Genomic DNA, 16,993 nt, shown 5'->3' on the forward strand with positions numbered 1-16,993 from the left:
GATGTGGCGGTGGCCGAATGTCCGCTGATGTTTGTGAGTAACTACTTGCTGTACCAGCACTAAGTATATTGGCCATCGGTGTACATCCGCCCTCTACGGTTTGCAGCGAGGGCTGATTGCAGCTTTCGCCGCGTACCGCTTACTCCGAGTACAGGCGCAAAGACAGGTCGATGGCACGCAGGTGTTTGGTCAGGCTGCCCGAGGAAATGTAATCGACTTCCAGGTTGGCCAGTTGCTGCAGGCGGGCTTCATTTACACTGCCGGAAATTTCAATCTTGGCGCGGCCCTTGGCCAGTTGCAGCGCCTGTGCGGTCATCTCATCGGTAAACTCATCCAGCATGATCACGTCGGCACCAGCGTCCAGTGCCTGCTGAAGTTCTTCCAGGCTTTCTACTTCCACTTCCACCAGTGCACCGGGCTTGATTCGATGGGCTTGCTGAACCGCATTTTTGATGCCGCCCGCTGCAGCGATATGGTTTTCCTTGATCAAAAATGCATCGTAGAGGCCGATTCGATGGTTCTCGCAGCCCCCGCACAGAACCGCGTACTTCTGCGCTGTGCGCAGGCCCGGAATGGTTTTGCGGGTATCCAGAATTTTTATCTGGGTGCCAGAAGTCAGCGCTGCATAGGTTGCCGCGGTGGTGGCGGTGCCGGAAAGCGTTTGGACGAAATTCAGGGCACAGCGTTCGCCGGTAAGAATGGTGCGGGCATTCCCCTCCAGCTCAAATAATGTGCTGTTTGCGGCGACGCGCTGACCGTCCTCCACATGCCAAATGACGTTAAGTGCGGGGTCGAGTTGCCGAAATACTTCGTTTACCCAGGCAACTCCGCAAAACACACACGCCTCGCGGGTGATCACCCGGGCGCGGGCGTGGCGGTCCGCAGGGATCAGCTGTGCTGTGATGTCGCCATCGCCCACATCTTCCGCCAGCGCATCTCTCACCGAACGCTGTATATCCAGGACAAGATTGGGGATGTTGGCATTCGCGGGCGTCATACTTGAACCTCAATAGTGCTCGCCTAAATAAAGACGAAAACCGAAAGCTTGGGGGCATTGTGGGGCGCCAATACTAGCAAATCTGCTCGCAAGAAGAACGCGTATAAGGTGTCGTTGGTAACCTTGGCGGCTTGCCCGATAGGGCTCCTGTGAATAAAGTCGCAAAAACGGTCTAGCGACCCTGTCTGTGGTTGTTTGTTGACACATGCTGTCTTTAGAATCAACGGTCGACAAAAATAGGTTACCTCGCTCTCTGCCGCCTTAGCTTAAAAGGACGGTGCTTTAGGCCGTTAAAGAGGGAGCGCAAGAAATCCAATAATAAGCGCAGTGGCTTCCCAGGGCGGCTGTGATGCATCACCCGGAATCTTCCTGGGGAAGACCGGACGAGGCTAGATGACATGAAAGACAGCGAAGGTCCATCTTCGAATGTGGTATCCCTGCAGCGAGGCACGCGTGACAAACGCGAATCCCAGCCTGGGAGCAGCCTGCCTGCCGCAGTAGAAGTGCTGCGCGACAAGGCGCAACAACAATTGGTGGAGCTTGTAAAGCAAGTTTTCGCCAAGGTTGATGATTCGCTGTTTGCTATGGGTGAGAAGGCGCACGGGCAAGACGAGCAGGACGGCCTGTTTCAGGCATTGCGTTTGCTGCGGGTTGAGCGTCGCCGAGTTGTAGAGCAGTTTGCCGACAAGTGCGCGCAAGCATTCTATGTGCAGGAAGCTGCCGACGACGAAGATTCCTACGAGGCAGACAACCTTTCCCTGGTACATAACGACGATTTGGAACAGTTGGTGGCCGTCGATACGATGGTCGCGAATGCCAAACGTGACTTTGCTGAGCCCTTGTCCGCGATTTCACTGCGTTTCGACACCCTGCTTTCCGCCAAGATTTACGACAAGAATAACCCTCTGGGGCCCGATGCGATTTGCGATGCGTTTGTGGAAGCTTCGCGCTCATTGGATCTGCATATTCGCGCCCGCCTGACGCTGCTGAAAAAGTTTGAGCAGGTGGTAATGGCGAATCTTGGCACGCTTTACGATACGTGTAACAGCCTGTTTGTTGAGCAGGGAGTATTGCCAACCCTGAAGCATCAGCGCAGTGCACGGCCGCAGCGTCAAGCCGCCCGTCCGCAAAGTGCGGGGGAAGGGCAAGTTGTGCCGGAGCAAAGTGGGGCTTATTCCGGTTCTCCTGGCGAGGGTGCCTCTGTTAGAGGGGCCGCAGCTAGTGGTGCCTCCGGGCACGGCCTGATCCCGCTCGGAAGCGGCGTTGCGCCGATGGCCCCGCAAGATCTGCTTTCGCATCTTGGCGCGTTGCAGTCCCATCTGCCTCAGAGCTACAGCGATGGCCAGGTAGAGTTACTGAATGTTAACACCCTTCTGCAGAATCGTTTAGTTGAGGCTCGCGAGTCTGCCGCGCTGGGAAAGATGGATAGCGATATCATCAAGCTGGTGGAGATGCTGTTCTCCTTCATTCTTGAAGACCGGAATCTGGCAGAGCCGATCAAGTCTCAATTGGGTCGCCTGCAGTTGCCGCTGTTAAAGGTTGCAATCGCGGACAAGTCGTTCTTCAGTAAGGGTGGCCACCCGGCCCGTAAGCTCCTGAACGAGCTGGCAGATGCGTGCACGGGTTGGCAGGCAAAAGACAATTACGAAAAAGACCCGCTGTACAAAAAAATCAGCGAAGTGGTCGCTCGCGTGCTCGCAGAGTTCGACCAGGATATTAATATTTTCTCGACCCTGTTGGAGTCCTTCCGCGAGTTTATTCTGCGTGAGCGCCAGCGTGCCGAGCGCCTGGAACGCCGGATTGTGGATGAGGCCGACGGTAAGGCTAAAACCCAGGCTGCACGTGCCCGAGTTGCTGCGGTAATGGATGCGCTGATGGCCGAGCGCGATGTGCCGCCGGTGGTTGCCGATTGGCTGCAGAAGGTCTGGAGCAATATGCTGTTTCTGACTTGTATCAAAGAGGGTACTGACAGCGAAACCTGGAGCCGGGATGTGCGTACCGCCCGCGATCTGGTGTGGAGTGTGCATGCTCCTATGCCGGAAAGTCGCAAGCAATTGCTCGGTTTGTTACCCGCATTGCAAGACCGTCTCAAGGCCGGCGTGGAAGCGGTTTCCCTGAATACCTTTGAGGCGCGCCGCCTGTTCGCCGGACTCAAGGAAATTTACCGTGAACGCTTCGCCTTGGCGCAGCGCCTGATGCAAGAGCACAGCCGACAGGTTGAGCAGGAAGCGCGCGCGATGGCAGAGGCGGCCAGTCAGGCTGAAACGGCAGAGCCAGAACCTGCCGCGGCTCGGGAAGTGTCTGCTCCACTGGCTGAAGAATTGACTGCGAGTGAGGCCGCGCAGGAAGTCGTGGCTGAGCTTCCAGAAATGGAGGCGCTGGAGCAGGCGGTTGCCGAGGTCGAGCTGCAGCCAGATTCGCTTGAGGGTGAAGACATTCCCGAAAGCGATACCCACTGGCAGCAGACGTTCCGCCTAGCGCAGGGGAGCTGGTTCGAGCTCAAGCGCGGTGAGGAAGAACAATTCCGCTGCCGTCTGGCCGCGGTTATCAAAGACATCGACCAGTTTATCTTTGTGAATCGCAATGGTGCCAAGGTGGCAGAATTCACCCGTGCGGAGCTGGCGGTTGCGCTACGCAAGGGTGAGTTGATGTCGATGGATGATGGCATGCTGTTTGAGCGCGCGCTGCAATCCGTCATTGGTACTGTGCGTCAGTCCCGGGGCGAGATGCACTGATCGTCTCCTCTCGGGGTCTGAGGTCCGCTGATGGTTACGAGGGCATCTCGGGGTTGCTATCCGTTTCGCAAAATGTAACGATTTGTCACCAAGCAATTTTGGCATAAAAGTCCACAATTTGGTTGCTATCCCTCCTGAATATCGTGCCATTCCGGTACATCCGTACAATTTTCAAGCGGTTTCACATAGATTGATCCTTTTTGGCACTTGCGTGTCGCTGTGCTTTGCAGGATATTGAGGGCATGTTTTGAGACATCGGTCGCCTTTTGCCTCTTGATGTCTCCAATTTTATAAAAATGAGTCATAGAATTTTGGCGGTTTTGGCGCGCAGATCGTTTTGCTGTGCTGAAAATTCGCGCTGATGACCAGGTGCATTCTGTTCGGATCGTTGGTTTTTGAGAGAGGTACCCGAGCAGGTGCGCGTCAGACCGATGCCAGGAGGGCATACTGGGGTGAGCATGGATGATATGGAAAGAAGTAATAACGAGCTTTTTGTAATCAGTGGTGGCGCGAAGACGGGGCGAACTGGTGCCTCTGGCGGCAGGTCCGCCACCCGGCAACTAAGTAAAACCGTGAGCCTAGTCAATCAAAAAGCCATTCAGTGGATCCAGTCTCGGGTAGAAGAAGTCTTTGCCCAGGTCGATGATTCCCTGTTTACAATGGCGGAAAAAGCGCATCAGCAGGATGAGCAAGACCAGCTGTTCCAGGCCATTCGAGCGATTCGGGTCGAGCACAGCAACCTGGTTGATAGCTTTTGTGATGGCGTCGAAGAGCGCTTTCACCACCCCCGCAACGACTCCCTCGGCGAGGATGCCGAGCTCGATTTGCGCGCGGCCCCCAAGGGCCTGTCGCTGGTCAATAACGATGACCTCGAGCAGCAGGTCGCGATCCGTTCCATGGTCGCGAATGTCCGCCGTGATCACGCCGAGCCCATCGCGGCCCTTTCTCTGCGCCTCGATACCTTAATGCCGGAAAAAATCTACGACGAAAACCTGCCGATAGGCCCCGCGGCAATCTGTGCGGCCTTTGCCGACGCACTGAATGATGTGGAAATCTCCCTGCGTGCGCGGATGACGGTACTGAAAAAGTTTGAGTTGCAACTCGCCAACCGGCTGGGTGAACTTTACGAAGACTGTAACAGCCTGCTGATCGAGCAGGGTGTTTTGCCACATATCCAGGATCCGCTGCGTGAGCGGAGCCGTCAGGCAGGTGGCCGAGCGCCAATGCCTGGCGTACCGACTGCTCCAGTTGTGCCGCCAGTGGCGGGTGGGCAGAGTGTCCCGGGTCCAGGTGCTGGGGATATGGCCGCTGCAGGGTTTGCTGGCGGTATGCCCGCAGGTTTTGCCGGCCAACCCGGCGCGGCTGGCTACCCGGGCGGGGGTTCCGCGGCAAATTACTCTGGGGGGCCGGGTTTGGCGCCAGCGGGTGCCGGCGTTCCTGCCATGGCAACACCGGCACTGCTGCAGCAGCTCGGCCAGTTCCAGATGTCGATACCCGCGCAAACCGGTGCTACCGGCCAGCTGGTAAACGTTACCGAGTTATTGCAGCAAAGCCTGATTCAATCCAAGCAAAGCGCATCGCTGCACGAGCTGGATAGCGAAGTCATTCGCCTGGTGGACATGTTGTTCTCGTTTATGCTCGAGGACCGCAACCTGGCGGAGCCGATCAAGGTACAACTGATCCGCATGCAGCTGCCTATGTTAAAGCTGTCTGTTGCGGACAAGGCGTTTTTCAGCAAGGGTGGACATCCCGCGCGTCGCCTGCTGAATGAGCTCGCCGATGCCGCCATTGGCTGGCAGCCGGGCGAAAATTATTTGAATGATCCCCTGTATCGGGAAGTCTGCACTATTGTCGAGGAGGTACTGGCGAAGTACGACCGAGACGAGCAGATCTTTGTGCGCTTGCTCGAATCTTTCCGTCAATTCTCTGCGCGCGAACGCAAACGTGCGGAAGTGATGGAGCGTCGCACCGTAGACGAAGCCCAGGGTACCGCGCGAGTCGAAGCTTCCAAGGCGCGGGTCGCGGCGGTATTTGACGCACTTACCGCCGAGCGCAAGCTGCCGAAGATTGTGCACGAGTGGCTGAACCGGGTATGGAGCAGTGTGCTGTTCCGCGCCTGCCTGAAGGATGGCACTGATAGTAGTGCCTGGCGCCAGCATGTTCTGACCGCGCGCGACCTTATCTGGAGTGTGGTTGCCCCCATGCCGGAAAGCAGCGGGAAAATGCGCCGCCTGTTGCCGGTGCTGAAAAAGCGCCTCGAAGCCGGTGCGCAATCACTTTCGTTGAGCCCGAGTGACCGCCAGCGCCTGATGGGCGGATTGGATATGCTCTATCGTGAGCGCCAGAAATTGGGTGAGCGCGTTGAGTCAGAGCGTGAGCGGCGTACCCGCGAGCGCCTGGTGCAAGAGCTGCGCCGCGAGGCCGACAGCGTAGTATCTATTCCGGTAGAGGATGCGACCACCGCTGCGGTGATCGAGGAGCAAGTGCCGGAAACTCAGGTGCTGGATGAATCCCGTGAGCTGCCGGCAGAGCAGAAAGCGCTGCCGGAAGTGGAAGAGATCCAGCAAGTGGTCACCGAAGCGGCATCGGCGAAATCCGAAGACCTCAAGCCGCTGCCCAACGACGACAATCACTGGCAGCAGACTTACCACCTGAAAGACAGTTGGTTCTTGCTGCGTCAAGCGGAGAAGCTTCCGCTGCGTTGCCGTTTGGCCGCAATCATCAGCGATCTGGACCAGTTTATGTTTGTAAACCGCCAGGGCGCTAAAGTAGGCGTTTACTCACGGCTGGAGCTGGCCCACGCATTGCGCAATGAGGAGCTGCTGCCACTGGAACAGGGGCCTCTGTTTGAGCGGGCGCTTGAGTATGTGGTTGGCAACTGTGGTGAAAGTAAAATCGCGATCAGTGTTTGACCCTCTTGCCTGATCTTGCAAGGCGCGGAGGATCTTTGACCTATTGGTCTCTACGCGCTTCTACATCCAGCAGGGTGTTTTCTGTTCAGAAAACACCCGTTTTCCGTAAAAAAGTCGTATTCATCCCACAACTCGCATCGGCGGCTATTGGCAGACTCTTCTTCGCTTCCATAAAATAACTTCGTGCCCAGTTTCAGCGGAGTCGTGTTTTGAAATATCAGATCCAGTCAGGATGGCTTTCTGGCGTGCGCCGGGTCGCGAGTCCCCACTGTAATGCACGTCCTGACAATACGGATGTGGATCTGTTGGTCATTCACAGTATCAGCCTTCCGCCCGGCCAGTACGGTGGCGCTTTTATCGATGAATTTTTCCTTGGTCATCTGGATATCGATGCCCATCCGTATTTCGCGGAGATTGCTACCTTGCGGGTGTCGGCGCATTTGTTGATCGACCGCAATGGGCGGGTAACCCAGTACGTACCTTTCACGGCGCGCGCCTGGCATGCGGGGCAGTCCACCTTTTGCGGGCGGGACAACTGTAACGATTATTCCATTGGTATTGAGCTCGAGGGGCTCGACACTGATACCTTTACGGCCGAGCAATACACCGCGCTTGCGGAGGTGACCGCGGCGATCGTGGAAGAATACCCGGGTATAGACCGCTCGCGGATTACCGGGCACTCGGACATAGCGCCCGGCAGGAAACTGGACCCGGGGCCTGGGTTTCATTGGAGTCAATATTTTCACGAGCTGGATGCGCTGGCCGGGAATAGCAAAGGCGACCTGCCCGACGCCTAGCGCGGGATAGGTCAGCCACAGATGACAACGGGGGAGTTATGGCACTTTTGATTGTGCTGCTGGCATTGGCGCTGGTACAGATATGGGGCTCTGGCGGCCCGCTGCACCGGGACGCCTGGTTTGGCCACTGGAAAGATTTTGTGTTGAACCGGCCGGCGCTCAAGCAGCGTTACAGCCTTGGGTTTGGCATTCTGGTGTTGGCGCCGGTGATGGCGGTGGCACTGTTGTTGGCATTTGCCGAGTCCATGCTGGGTTGGCTGGGGGTATTGCTGGTCAGCGTGCCTGCACTGCTGTATAGCTTTGGACGGGGCAACTTTAACGATGCCCTCGCAACTTACCTGCGTGCCTGGTACCAGGGCGACCTGGATGCGGCCAAGGCTGCTGCGGGACCTCTCCTTGGCCCGGATGCTGAGCGGGAAGTGGCGCAAGTCTCCGACGCGCAGTCCTTGCACCGCCTGGTGTTCCACTCTGCCGTTTACCGCGCGTTCGAGCGGCTGTTTGCGGTGCTCTTCTGGTTTTTGTTGCTGGGTGTGCCCGGTGCATTACTGTACCGCATGAGCCAGCTCGCGCTGTCCGCATTTACCCGCCAAGATGCAGAAACCGATGCTATGTCGGACGAAGATACTGGCGCCGAGGACGGTGCAGAAAATTCGCAGGCGGAAGAGGCGGCGCTGGCGGCGCGCTGGTTGTGGCTCATCGAATGGCTGCCGGTTCGCGCTCTGGGCTTTTCGCTGGCGATTGTGGGTAATTTTGCCGGCTGCTACCGGGCCTGGCGTGAACGCCTGACTTGCAAGGAAACCACGACGGCGGACGTACTCGAGCGCTATATGGAGGGTGCCCTTGGCGGCATCGACAGCAGCGAGTGCAGTGCTGGCGTTGCGGTGAATGAAGGGCAGCGACTGTGCGGCGCCGAAGTCGAGGCAATGCAGAGTTTGTTATCCCGCGCGCTACTGATGTGGATAACGCTGATGGCGTTGTATGTGCTTTGGGGCTGACGCACGCGTTTGCCACCCAGAGTTGCGCCTTATCACTACTTTCTTTCGGTGCCGCCCTCAATAGGGCGGCTTTTTGATGGGTAACTTAGTGTCTGATTCTCCTGTCGAATCCATCGATTTGCCGGTGGCCGCGGATATCTTTACCGCTGCCGAGCGGCTCTGCGGCCTGGTACACCGAACACCATTGATCACGTCGTCTGCGCTGAATGAAATGCTGGGCGCTGAGGTGTACTTCAAGTGTGAACACTTGCAAAAGGTTGGTGCGTTTAAAGCTCGCGGTGCGGCGAATGCCCTGTTCCAGTTGCCCGTGGGTACCTCTATGGTGGCGACACACTCCTCCGGCAATCACGGGGCGGCGCTTGCCTGGGCGGCATCGCGGGGTGGAATTCAATGCACCGTGGTAATGCCGGAAAATGCACCCGCGGCAAAAAGAACCGCGGTTGCGGCCTATGGGGCAAAGATTGTGTTGTGCGCGCCAACCCTGGCCGCCCGGGAATCCACCCTGGCACAGGTGGTCTTAGAGACAGGGGCGCACGTGGTGCCGCCGTTCGATGATGCGCGGATTATTGCCGGCCAGGGCACCGTCGCGCAGGAAGTGATAGGCCAGTGTCGTGAGCAGGGTTTTGAGCCCGATCTGCTCGTGGCCCCGGTGGGCGGCGGTGGCCTGTTGGCCGGCGTCGGCTTGGCGGCATCGGCGTTGGCACCACAAATAAAAGTACTGGGCGCAGAGCCGCAGGGTGCGGATGACGCCCAGCGCTCTCTACGTGGTGGTGTGCGCATCACCGAGCAAACGGCCGACACGATTGCCGACGGGCTGCGCACAACCCTTGGGATGCGTAATTTTGCGGTGATTCGTGAGACGGTTAATGACATCGTCACCGTTTCTGAGGCGGGTATTCGGCTGGCGCTAGAATTACTGTGGAGCCGTACCAAACAGCTGGTGGAACCATCCGCGGCGACAGGAATGGCGGCGTTGCTTGAGCATCGCGCGCGTTTCCGTGGCAAAAAGGTCGCGGTGGTGCTTACTGGGGGTAATATGGATTTGGCTACCATACCGACCCTGCTGGCGGAAGCGCCGTAAACCCTATGCGTCAGCCAATGTTAAGAATGTTTATCTGCACGACGAATACTAGCAATCGCACCGAGTGCACGAGCGCGCTGGATACTGACTGTGGGCTGCTACACTGGGAGGGCGATACTCCATGGCGCCTGTAATAATTTTTTCACGTGTATTGACCGCTCTGATCTGGATGGCCCTGGCTGTCGCAGCGCACTCCGAAACCTTTGCACTGACGTCTACGGATTACGCTGAGGGGGATACGTTACGCCCAGCACAGCTTTACTATGGGCTGGGGTGTAACGGTGAGAATCTCTCGCCCCACTTGGCCTGGTCTGGTGCCCCGACGGGGACGCGTAGTTTTGCCGTGGTGATGGAGGATGTTGACGCGCCTGCGGCAATCGATGCCTGGCACTGGGTCGTGTTTAATATTCCCGCCGAGGTCACCGAGTTGCCGGCTGGCAGCGGTGATCCCAAAGTTGGTCTGGTACCGGAGGCGATACAAAGCCGCTCGAGTTTCGGTGATCCCGGTTATGCTGGCGCCTGTCCGCCAGCGGGGCAGGGGGCGCATCGTTATCAGTTTCGTGTTTACGCCCTCAAGGTCGAGCAGTTGGCACTGGGCGTTGAAGCTCCCGCTGCCGAAGTGGCCGCCCAGATTGAAGCCAACAAGTTGGCCGAAGCACAATTAGAAGTAAAAATTGGTCGCTAGGGGTTCCGTTTTGTCTCGGGCCTTAGCGCAGAAACTTCAGGCAAGCCGATAAAAGGAAGCAGAGCCTGCCCATGCAAGAACCAAAAATGACCTGGGGACAGGCAATACGGGTTTACCTGAAACCCAAAGTGCTGGCGATGTTTTTCCTCGGCTTTTCGGCCGGGCTGCCATTCCTGTTGGTGTTTTCGACATTGGCGGCGTGGCTCACGGATTATGGTGTGAGCCGAACCACGATCGGTTTCTTTGGCTTGGTTGGTCTTACTTATTCCATCAAGTTTGCCTGGGCACCGGTTATCGACCATCTGCGCATCCCTTTCTTTACCAGTATGCTGGGAAAACGCCGCAGCTGGTTACTGTTGTCGCAACTGGGAATTGCCCTTTGTCTGTTTTTTCTCGCCAATCTTAATCCACAGCTTGCCCTGACGAAAATTGCGCTGATCGCCGTGGCTGTTGCATTTTGCGCCGCGTCTCAGGATATCGTGGTGGATGCTTTTCGTATTGAATCCGTCAGCGAAGAACTTCAAGGCGCCATGGCTGCTAATTATGTATTTGGTTACCGAGTGGCATTATTGGTCGCCGGTGGTGGTGCATTGTATATTGCCGATATCGCAGACTGGTCGACTTCCTATCTCAGTATGGCGGGATTGATGGGGGTGGGCATTATTACCACTCTAATCGTTGCTGAACCGGATCATACTAAGGCGGCGGAATTGGCCAAGCCGTTTGAGCGTGCTTGGATAGAGCGAATCTGGGGCTCCGGGGAGCACAGCGGATTAAAAGAATGGTTTGTAAAGGCGGTTGTCTGTCCAGTAATTGATTTCTTCAAACGCAACGGGCGCTTTGCATTGATCCTTTTGTTACTAATCGGTATTTATCGCATTAGTGACCTCGCCATGGGTGTTATGGCTAACCCGTTTTACTTGGATCTGGGCTTTTCGAAAACAGATATTTTCCAGATCGTAAAAGTCTTTGGTTTCTTCTTTTCAATTCTCGGGGCGTACCTCGGTGGGTTGCTTGTTGTGCACTACGGTATTATGCGCCCACTGATTCTGGGCGCAGTGATGGTTGCTGCGACCAATCTACTTTTTGCGCACATGGCACAGATCGGGCCAGATAAGAACTGGCTGGCGATCCTGATTAGTGCGGATAATGTCAGTGCGGGCATTTCCAACACGGTGTTCATCGCCTATCTGTCGAGTCTGGTCAACCAAGAGTACACGGCGACTCAATACGCCCTGTTCAGCTCTTTGATGACTTTACCGGGCAAATTTATCAGTGGATTCTCCGGGATCGTGGTGGACTCTATGGGGTACTCCGTATTTTTTACCTATGCGGCGATTCTCGGAATACCGGCGATCCTATTGGCGGTTTACGTCTGGTGGCGAGACAACCGTGAGGCTGAGGTGGAAACACCGACGACCAGTTAGTAGTACCGGGTTACGGTCGCCAGAGGAATTGTTCAAGATCGACTTTCCCGTGTATCAGGACTATACCCTCGGCCTCTAGTCTGCTTTTCTGCCTTTGATACCCTGGTTCTGGAATTGAAATGCGCCCCTGGGCGTTGAGCACGCGGTGCCACGGCAGGGTGGTATCCCGCGGTAACTTGCGCAGGGTTTGTCCCACCAGTCTCGCTGCTCTCGGCAATCCAGCCAATTCGGCCAATCCCCCATAGGTCACTACTCGTCCTGTCGGCACCTGCGCAAGTGCAAGGCAGATGCGACTTGTGGCATTATTGTTGGCTGACATTGGTTTCTGCACCATGTGTTATCCGGATGTTTGGAAACTTTTTCTTTTTGCCGAACTCCTGAATTATTAGTTTCTCGCAATTAATAATGTCAAGCTATCGGAAGGTTGTTTCGTGCTGTCTGTTGTACCTCGTTTTCCCGCGTTTACCGCGAAATTTTTCTCCTCCTTTTCAAAAAGTTGGCTGAAAGTTGCGTCAGTTTCTCTTGTCGCATTTACGCTGGCCGCGTCCGCTGCACACGCCGGAGTGCTGAGCCTGGCCAACGGCGACCGCATTTATGGTGAGCTGGTGGTCGTGGAGAAAGACCATGTGATCTGGCGGTCGGAAACCTTCGGCGATATTACGGTGGAGAAAGCCAAGATTCTGTCGCTGGAAACCGATAAGGACCTGAAAATCGCAGGGCGAGATGAACCATGTGCGCTCGCTGGTCACCGTCGTCAACAGTGGGAGCTGTACTGTGACGAAGGCGCAGGCTGGGTGATGGATTTTCCCGCCATCGACCGCGCGGAACCCTACGTAAATTTTGTGGGCAACCCGATCGTGTTGCACGGCAACGTATCTGCGGCAGGAGTATTCGAGGATGGTAACCGCGAGAGACAGGACTGGGACGTCAATGTGAATTTTGACGTGCGCCACGGTGACTTCCACCACATTATTGGCACCCAGTATCAGAATCAGAACAACCCAGAAATTGATGACCTGGAAAAATATCGCCTGAGTTATGACTTGCGCTGGATCTTCGCGGAAAAATGGTTTGCCGCGGGTAACAGTGCGCTGCTGCGTGAAGAAGCGCGCAACCTCGAACTCAGCACTACGCTCGGTCTCGGTCTGGGTTACCTGTTTTTCGACACGGATAAAGCTGCATTCTCTATCCAGGGCGGTGTGAGTAGTCTGCAGGACGAGTACATTGATCCAAGCCTCAATGAAAACTCGGGTAAGCGCTACGCCGCGGGCCGGTCGGCCTGGGATTTTCGCTACAAGTTCGATTTAGGTCCCGAGGTTTATTACAACCAGGAAGTTCTGCAGTCCTTTGAAGGCAGTGAAGACTACCAAAGCAACGCGGAAATCGGCGTGCGCACACCGCTGGTCAAAGGCATCTTGATGGAAGTGAAATACGCCTGGCAGTATGACAACACGCCTTCCATCGACAGCGAAAAACAGGATACAAAAATGACGGTCGGTGTGGGCTATTCCTGGTAAAACCGATCGCAAAAACATAACAAGCTCGACATACCGAGCCATCGACGAAAGTGCTGAGAGTTATATGAAGATTGAAAATAGCGTTGTGGTGATCACCGGTGGTGGTCAGGGATTGGGCCGTGCCATGGCCGAGCACCTGGCCAAGCAGGGCGCACGTCTTGCCCTGTTGGATGTGAACCAGGAGGCGCTAGACCAAAGTGTTGCCGCTTGTGAGGCGCTGGGTGCTGAGGCCCGCAGCTACAAGGTGGATGTCACCAGTGAGGAGGCGGTCGACCAGTGTTTTTCCGCGATCACCGCAGATTTCGGCGCGCTGGATGTTCTGGTGAACAACGCCGGCATTATGCGCGACGGCATGCTGCTGAAGGTTAAAGACGGCAAGGTGACCGATCGTATGTCGCTGTCCCAGTGGCAATCGGTGATCGACGTCAACCTGACCGGTGTCTTCCTGTGCGGCCGCGCCGCAGCCGGGATCATGGCGGAGCGGGGCAATGGTGGCGTTATCATCAATATCTCCAGTGTATCCCGTGCCGGAAACATGGGGCAGACCAACTACTCCGCCTCCAAAGCGGGCGTTGCGACCATGAGCGTGACTTGGGCCCGTGAACTAGGGCGCTACGGGGTGCGTGTTGCGGCCATCGCCCCCGGGTTTATTGGAACCGAGATGGTTGCGCAGATGCGCCCGGAAATCCTCGAGGGCCTGATCAAGCAGGTTCCCCTGCGCCGTATCGGCGAGCCAGATGAAGTTGCCAGCACTGTGGCGTTTATCATCGAGAATGACTATCTCTCTGGCCGGGTGATTGAAATTGATGGCGGCGCCCGCATCTAATCCCCTCCTGTAACAACTTTGAAGTGCTCGCGACGCTAGTTCGCAATCTAGTTCGCAAGCGCTTCCCCAGAGACCCACACCATGCGCCCATTTCTACTGTTGTTCATCATCATGCCCATTCTGGAGATGTGGGTGCTGATCCGTGTGGGCGAGGAAATTGGCGCGCTTCCGACCATTGGCCTGGTGCTGCTGACTGCAGTGGTGGGGCTGGCACTGCTGAAGCGGCAGGGGTTATCCACCATCTTACGCGCCCAGCAAAAAATGGCGGTGGGTGAACTGCCTGCTCAGGAAATGGCCGAAGGCATCTTCCTAGCGGTCGGTGGCGCATTGCTGCTTACCCCCGGCTTTATCACCGATGCGATTGGCTTTGCCTGTCTTATCCCGGGTGTTCGCCACCTGTTCTTGGGTAAGTTGCTGAGTCATGTGGTGGTAGTGCGCGGCTCGGGTTACCCGCCGGGAGGCGATCATGCACCCGGCTCGCAATCCCAGTCGGGGAAAAGTGGGCCCCACGATGTGATCGAGGGTGACTTCAAACGCGAAGACGACGACAAAGATCAGCGCTAATGCTGATTTTTTGAGCAATTTTGCCACGATCGGTCCTGTATTGCCGAACTCCTGAAAATTTCTCCGGGTTTTTTTCTCCGCCGCCGTTGAAATCCCACTTTCCCTCCCACATATAGCTTCCACCTAGATTTTCCCTGCGCCCGAAGCTCGCGTGCAGGAATGGAGCCCGCCTCGCCAACGGGGCAGGCCCACAAGTAAATGCAACCCTAAAACGACTCATTGGAGAGCAATCCATGAAAATTCGTCCTTTACACGACCGTGTAGTCGTACGCCGTAAGGAAGAAGAACAGAAAACTGCCGGTGGCATCGTTCTGCCTGGCGCAGCGAAAGAAAAACCAAACCAGGGCGAAGTGGTTGCCGTGGGCGCAGGCAAGCAGCTGGACAACGGCGACGTTCGTGCACTGTCCGTAAAAGTGGGTGACACCGTTGTATTTGGCCGCTACGCCGACAGCAACACCCTCAAGGTGGACGGCGAAGAGCTGATCATCATGAGCGAAGGCGACATCTACGGCGTACTGGAAGGCTAAGGGCCCAGGCGAGCTTCCGCTAGCTCCAACTATTTCCAGTATTTGGCAACCACGAACAGAATTGAGGAATTAAGATCATGGCAGCAAAAGACGTAAAATTTGGTGACGACGCTCGCCAGAAAATGCTGAACGGCGTAAACATCCTGGCCGACGCAGTAAAAACCACCCTGGGCCCGAAAGGCCGTAACGTGGTTCTGGATAAAGCCTTTGGCGCGCCGACCGTAACCAAAGACGGTGTATCTGTCGCCAAAGAAATCGAGCTGAAAGACAAGTTCGAGAACATGGGCGCACAAATGGTGAAAGAAGTTGCTTCTAAAGCCAATGACGCCGCCGGTGACGGCACCACCACCGCGACCGTACTGGCACAGGCGATCGTCGTTGAAGGACTGAAGTCTGTAGCCGCAGGTTTCAATCCAATGGACCTGAAGCGCGGTATCGACAAAGCCGTTGTTGCAGCTGTTGACCACCTCGCTAGCCTGTCCACTCCTTGTGAAGACAGCAAGTCCATTGCCCAGGTTGGCACCATCTCCGCCAACAGCGACGAGAGTGTTGGCACCATCATCGCTGAAGCGATGGAAAAGGTTGGTAAAGAAGGTGTTATCACCGTTGAGGAAGGTTCCGGCCTCGAGAACGAGCTGGATGTGGTTGAAGGTATGCAGTTTGACCGCGGCTACCTGTCTCCTTACTTCATCACCAACCAGGAAAACATGACCGCTGAGCTGGAAAGCCCGTTCATCCTGTTGGTCGACAAGAAAATCTCCAACATCCGCGACCTGCTGCCGCTGCTGGAGCAAGTAGCCAAGGCTTCCAAGCCGCTGCTAATCATCGCTGAAGACGTAGAAGGCGAAGCGCTGGCCACTCTGGTTGTAAACAGCATGCGCGGTATCGTGAAGGTTGCTGCGGTTAAAGCACCTGGTTTCGGCGACCGTCGTAAAGCCATGCTGCAGGACATCGCGATCCTGACCGGCGGTACCGTAATCTCTGAAGAAGTTGGCCTGGAACTGGAAGCGACCACTCTGGAGCACCTGGGTACCGCCAAGCGTGTAACCCTGTCCAAAGAAAACACCGTAATCGTTGACGGTGCCGGTGACGTAGCTGACATCGAAGCGCGTGTTAAGCAGATCCGTGCTCAGATCGAAGAATCTTCTTCCGACTACGACAAAGAGAAGCTGCAAGAGCGCGTAGCTAAGCTGGCTGGCGGTGTTGCTGTGATCAAGGTTGGCGCAGCCACCGAAGTCGAAATGAAAGAGAAGAAAGCCCGCGTTGAAGACGCGCTGCACGCTACCCGCGCTGCGGTAGAAGAGGGCGTTGTACCTGGCGGTGGTACCGCACTGGTTCGCGCAACTCAGGTAATCTCTGTAACTGGCGACAACGAAGACCAGAACCACGGTATCGCAGCAGCCCTGCGCGCCATGGAAATGCCTCTGCGTCAGATCGTGAGCAACGCTGGTGCCGAAGCCTCCGTGGTTGTCGACAAGGTGAAGCAGGGCGAAGGTAACTTCGGCTACAACGCTGGTACCGGCGAGTACGGCGACATGCTGGAAATGGGTATCCTGGACCCGGCAAAGGTAACCCGCTCTGCTCTGCAGGCGGCAGCCTCTATCGCTGGCCTGATGATCACCACCGAAGCCATGGTTGCTGAACTGCCGGAAGACAAGCCGGCTGCCGGTGCACCTGACATGGGTGGCATGGGTGGCATGGGCGGCATGGGCGGCATGATGTAAGCCGGCCTTTCCTGTCTATCCAAAAAAGCCCCGCAATTGCGGGGCTTTTTTGTATCTGCTTGCGGCGGGTAGAGCGGTTCGGGCAGGTCTGCAGAAAGCGTGTTCAGATACGCGCAGCTTGCACTACACCAGAGCCGCACGGTTTTGCGGGGGGTATTCTGCCTGCATCACACCTCTGAGATCGACCGGCGCGTCCTTGTTCTGGG

The 16,993-nt window shown here is 56.4% G+C and carries 14 protein-coding genes; 12 read left to right on the forward strand and 2 right to left on the reverse strand.

What is annotated here, in order from left to right; all coding sequences use genetic code 11:
• Positions 1-139 precede the first annotated feature (139 nt).
• Positions 140-997 (reverse strand): carboxylating nicotinate-nucleotide diphosphorylase, encoded by an 858-nt coding sequence (nadC, locus tag LCM31_RS07355; RefSeq protein WP_224868755.1) that lies wholly within the window; start codon positions 995-997, stop codon positions 140-142.
• A 398-nt stretch (positions 998-1,395) separates the two neighbouring features.
• Here nadC and LCM31_RS07360 point away from each other — a divergent pair, with 398 nt between their 5' ends.
• From LCM31_RS07360 to LCM31_RS07390, 7 genes are all read left to right on the forward strand, one after another.
• A complete protein-coding gene (locus LCM31_RS07360; RefSeq protein ID WP_224868757.1) occupies positions 1,396-3,732 on the forward strand; it encodes a DUF1631 domain-containing protein in 2,337 nt (778 codons plus the stop codon).
• A 572-nt stretch (positions 3,733-4,304) separates the two neighbouring features.
• On the forward strand, positions 4,305-6,644 hold the full coding sequence (locus tag LCM31_RS07365) for a DUF1631 domain-containing protein (RefSeq protein ID WP_318247437.1): 2,340 nt from the start codon (positions 4,305-4,307) through the stop codon (positions 6,642-6,644).
• 209 nt (positions 6,645-6,853) lie between these two features.
• The gene (ampD, locus tag LCM31_RS07370; protein ID WP_224868761.1) at positions 6,854-7,441 is read left to right on the forward strand and encodes a 1,6-anhydro-N-acetylmuramyl-L-alanine amidase AmpD; all 588 of its coding nucleotides are present in this window, start codon (positions 6,854-6,856) and stop codon (positions 7,439-7,441) included.
• Positions 7,442-7,479: 38 nt separating this feature from the next.
• Positions 7,480-8,436, forward strand: a complete 957-nt coding sequence (ampE, locus tag LCM31_RS07375) for a regulatory signaling modulator protein AmpE (protein ID WP_224868763.1) — start codon at positions 7,480-7,482, stop codon at positions 8,434-8,436.
• 88 nt (positions 8,437-8,524) lie between these two features.
• The gene (locus LCM31_RS07380) at positions 8,525-9,517 is read left to right on the forward strand and encodes a threonine ammonia-lyase (RefSeq protein ID WP_224868765.1); all 993 of its coding nucleotides are present in this window, start codon (positions 8,525-8,527) and stop codon (positions 9,515-9,517) included.
• 121 nt (positions 9,518-9,638) lie between these two features.
• Positions 9,639-10,202: a YbhB/YbcL family Raf kinase inhibitor-like protein gene (locus LCM31_RS07385; protein WP_224868768.1), complete on the forward strand. Its 564-nt coding sequence runs from the start codon at positions 9,639-9,641 to the stop codon at positions 10,200-10,202.
• A 71-nt stretch (positions 10,203-10,273) separates the two neighbouring features.
• Positions 10,274-11,629 carry an AmpG family muropeptide MFS transporter gene (locus LCM31_RS07390; protein WP_224868769.1) on the forward strand — a complete coding sequence of 452 codons (1,356 nt, stop codon included), beginning with the start codon at positions 10,274-10,276 and terminating at the stop codon, positions 11,627-11,629.
• 10 nt (positions 11,630-11,639) lie between these two features.
• On the opposite strand, the gene LCM31_RS07395 is transcribed toward LCM31_RS07390, so the two are convergent.
• Positions 11,640-11,963, reverse strand: a complete 324-nt coding sequence (locus LCM31_RS07395; RefSeq protein WP_318247438.1) for an MGMT family protein — start codon at positions 11,961-11,963, stop codon at positions 11,640-11,642.
• A 97-nt stretch (positions 11,964-12,060) separates the two neighbouring features.
• On the opposite strand from LCM31_RS07395, the gene LCM31_RS07400 reads away from it, so the two are divergent.
• The 5 genes from LCM31_RS07400 (at position 12,061) to groL (ending at position 16,787) form a co-directional block, all read left to right on the forward strand.
• Positions 12,061-13,146 carry a DUF481 domain-containing protein gene (locus LCM31_RS07400; protein WP_224868773.1) on the forward strand — a complete coding sequence of 362 codons (1,086 nt, stop codon included), beginning with the start codon at positions 12,061-12,063 and terminating at the stop codon, positions 13,144-13,146.
• Positions 13,147-13,210: 64 nt separating this feature from the next.
• A complete protein-coding gene (locus LCM31_RS07405) occupies positions 13,211-13,972 on the forward strand; it encodes an SDR family oxidoreductase (RefSeq protein ID WP_224868775.1) in 762 nt (253 codons plus the stop codon).
• 81 nt (positions 13,973-14,053) lie between these two features.
• The gene (locus LCM31_RS07410) at positions 14,054-14,536 is read left to right on the forward strand and encodes an FxsA family protein (RefSeq protein ID WP_224868778.1); all 483 of its coding nucleotides are present in this window, start codon (positions 14,054-14,056) and stop codon (positions 14,534-14,536) included.
• 233 nt (positions 14,537-14,769) lie between these two features.
• Positions 14,770-15,063, forward strand: a complete 294-nt coding sequence (locus tag LCM31_RS07415; protein ID WP_222232980.1) for a co-chaperone GroES — start codon at positions 14,770-14,772, stop codon at positions 15,061-15,063.
• 77 nt (positions 15,064-15,140) lie between these two features.
• Complete coding sequence (gene groL / locus LCM31_RS07420; RefSeq protein WP_224868780.1) at positions 15,141-16,787, forward strand: chaperonin GroEL; 1,647 nt, start codon at positions 15,141-15,143, stop codon at positions 16,785-16,787.
• Positions 16,788-16,993 lie beyond the last annotated feature (206 nt).

The sequence above is a fragment of the Microbulbifer agarilyticus genome, from assembly GCF_020171345.1.
Taxonomy (GTDB): Bacteria; Pseudomonadota; Gammaproteobacteria; order Pseudomonadales; family Cellvibrionaceae; genus Microbulbifer; species Microbulbifer agarilyticus_D.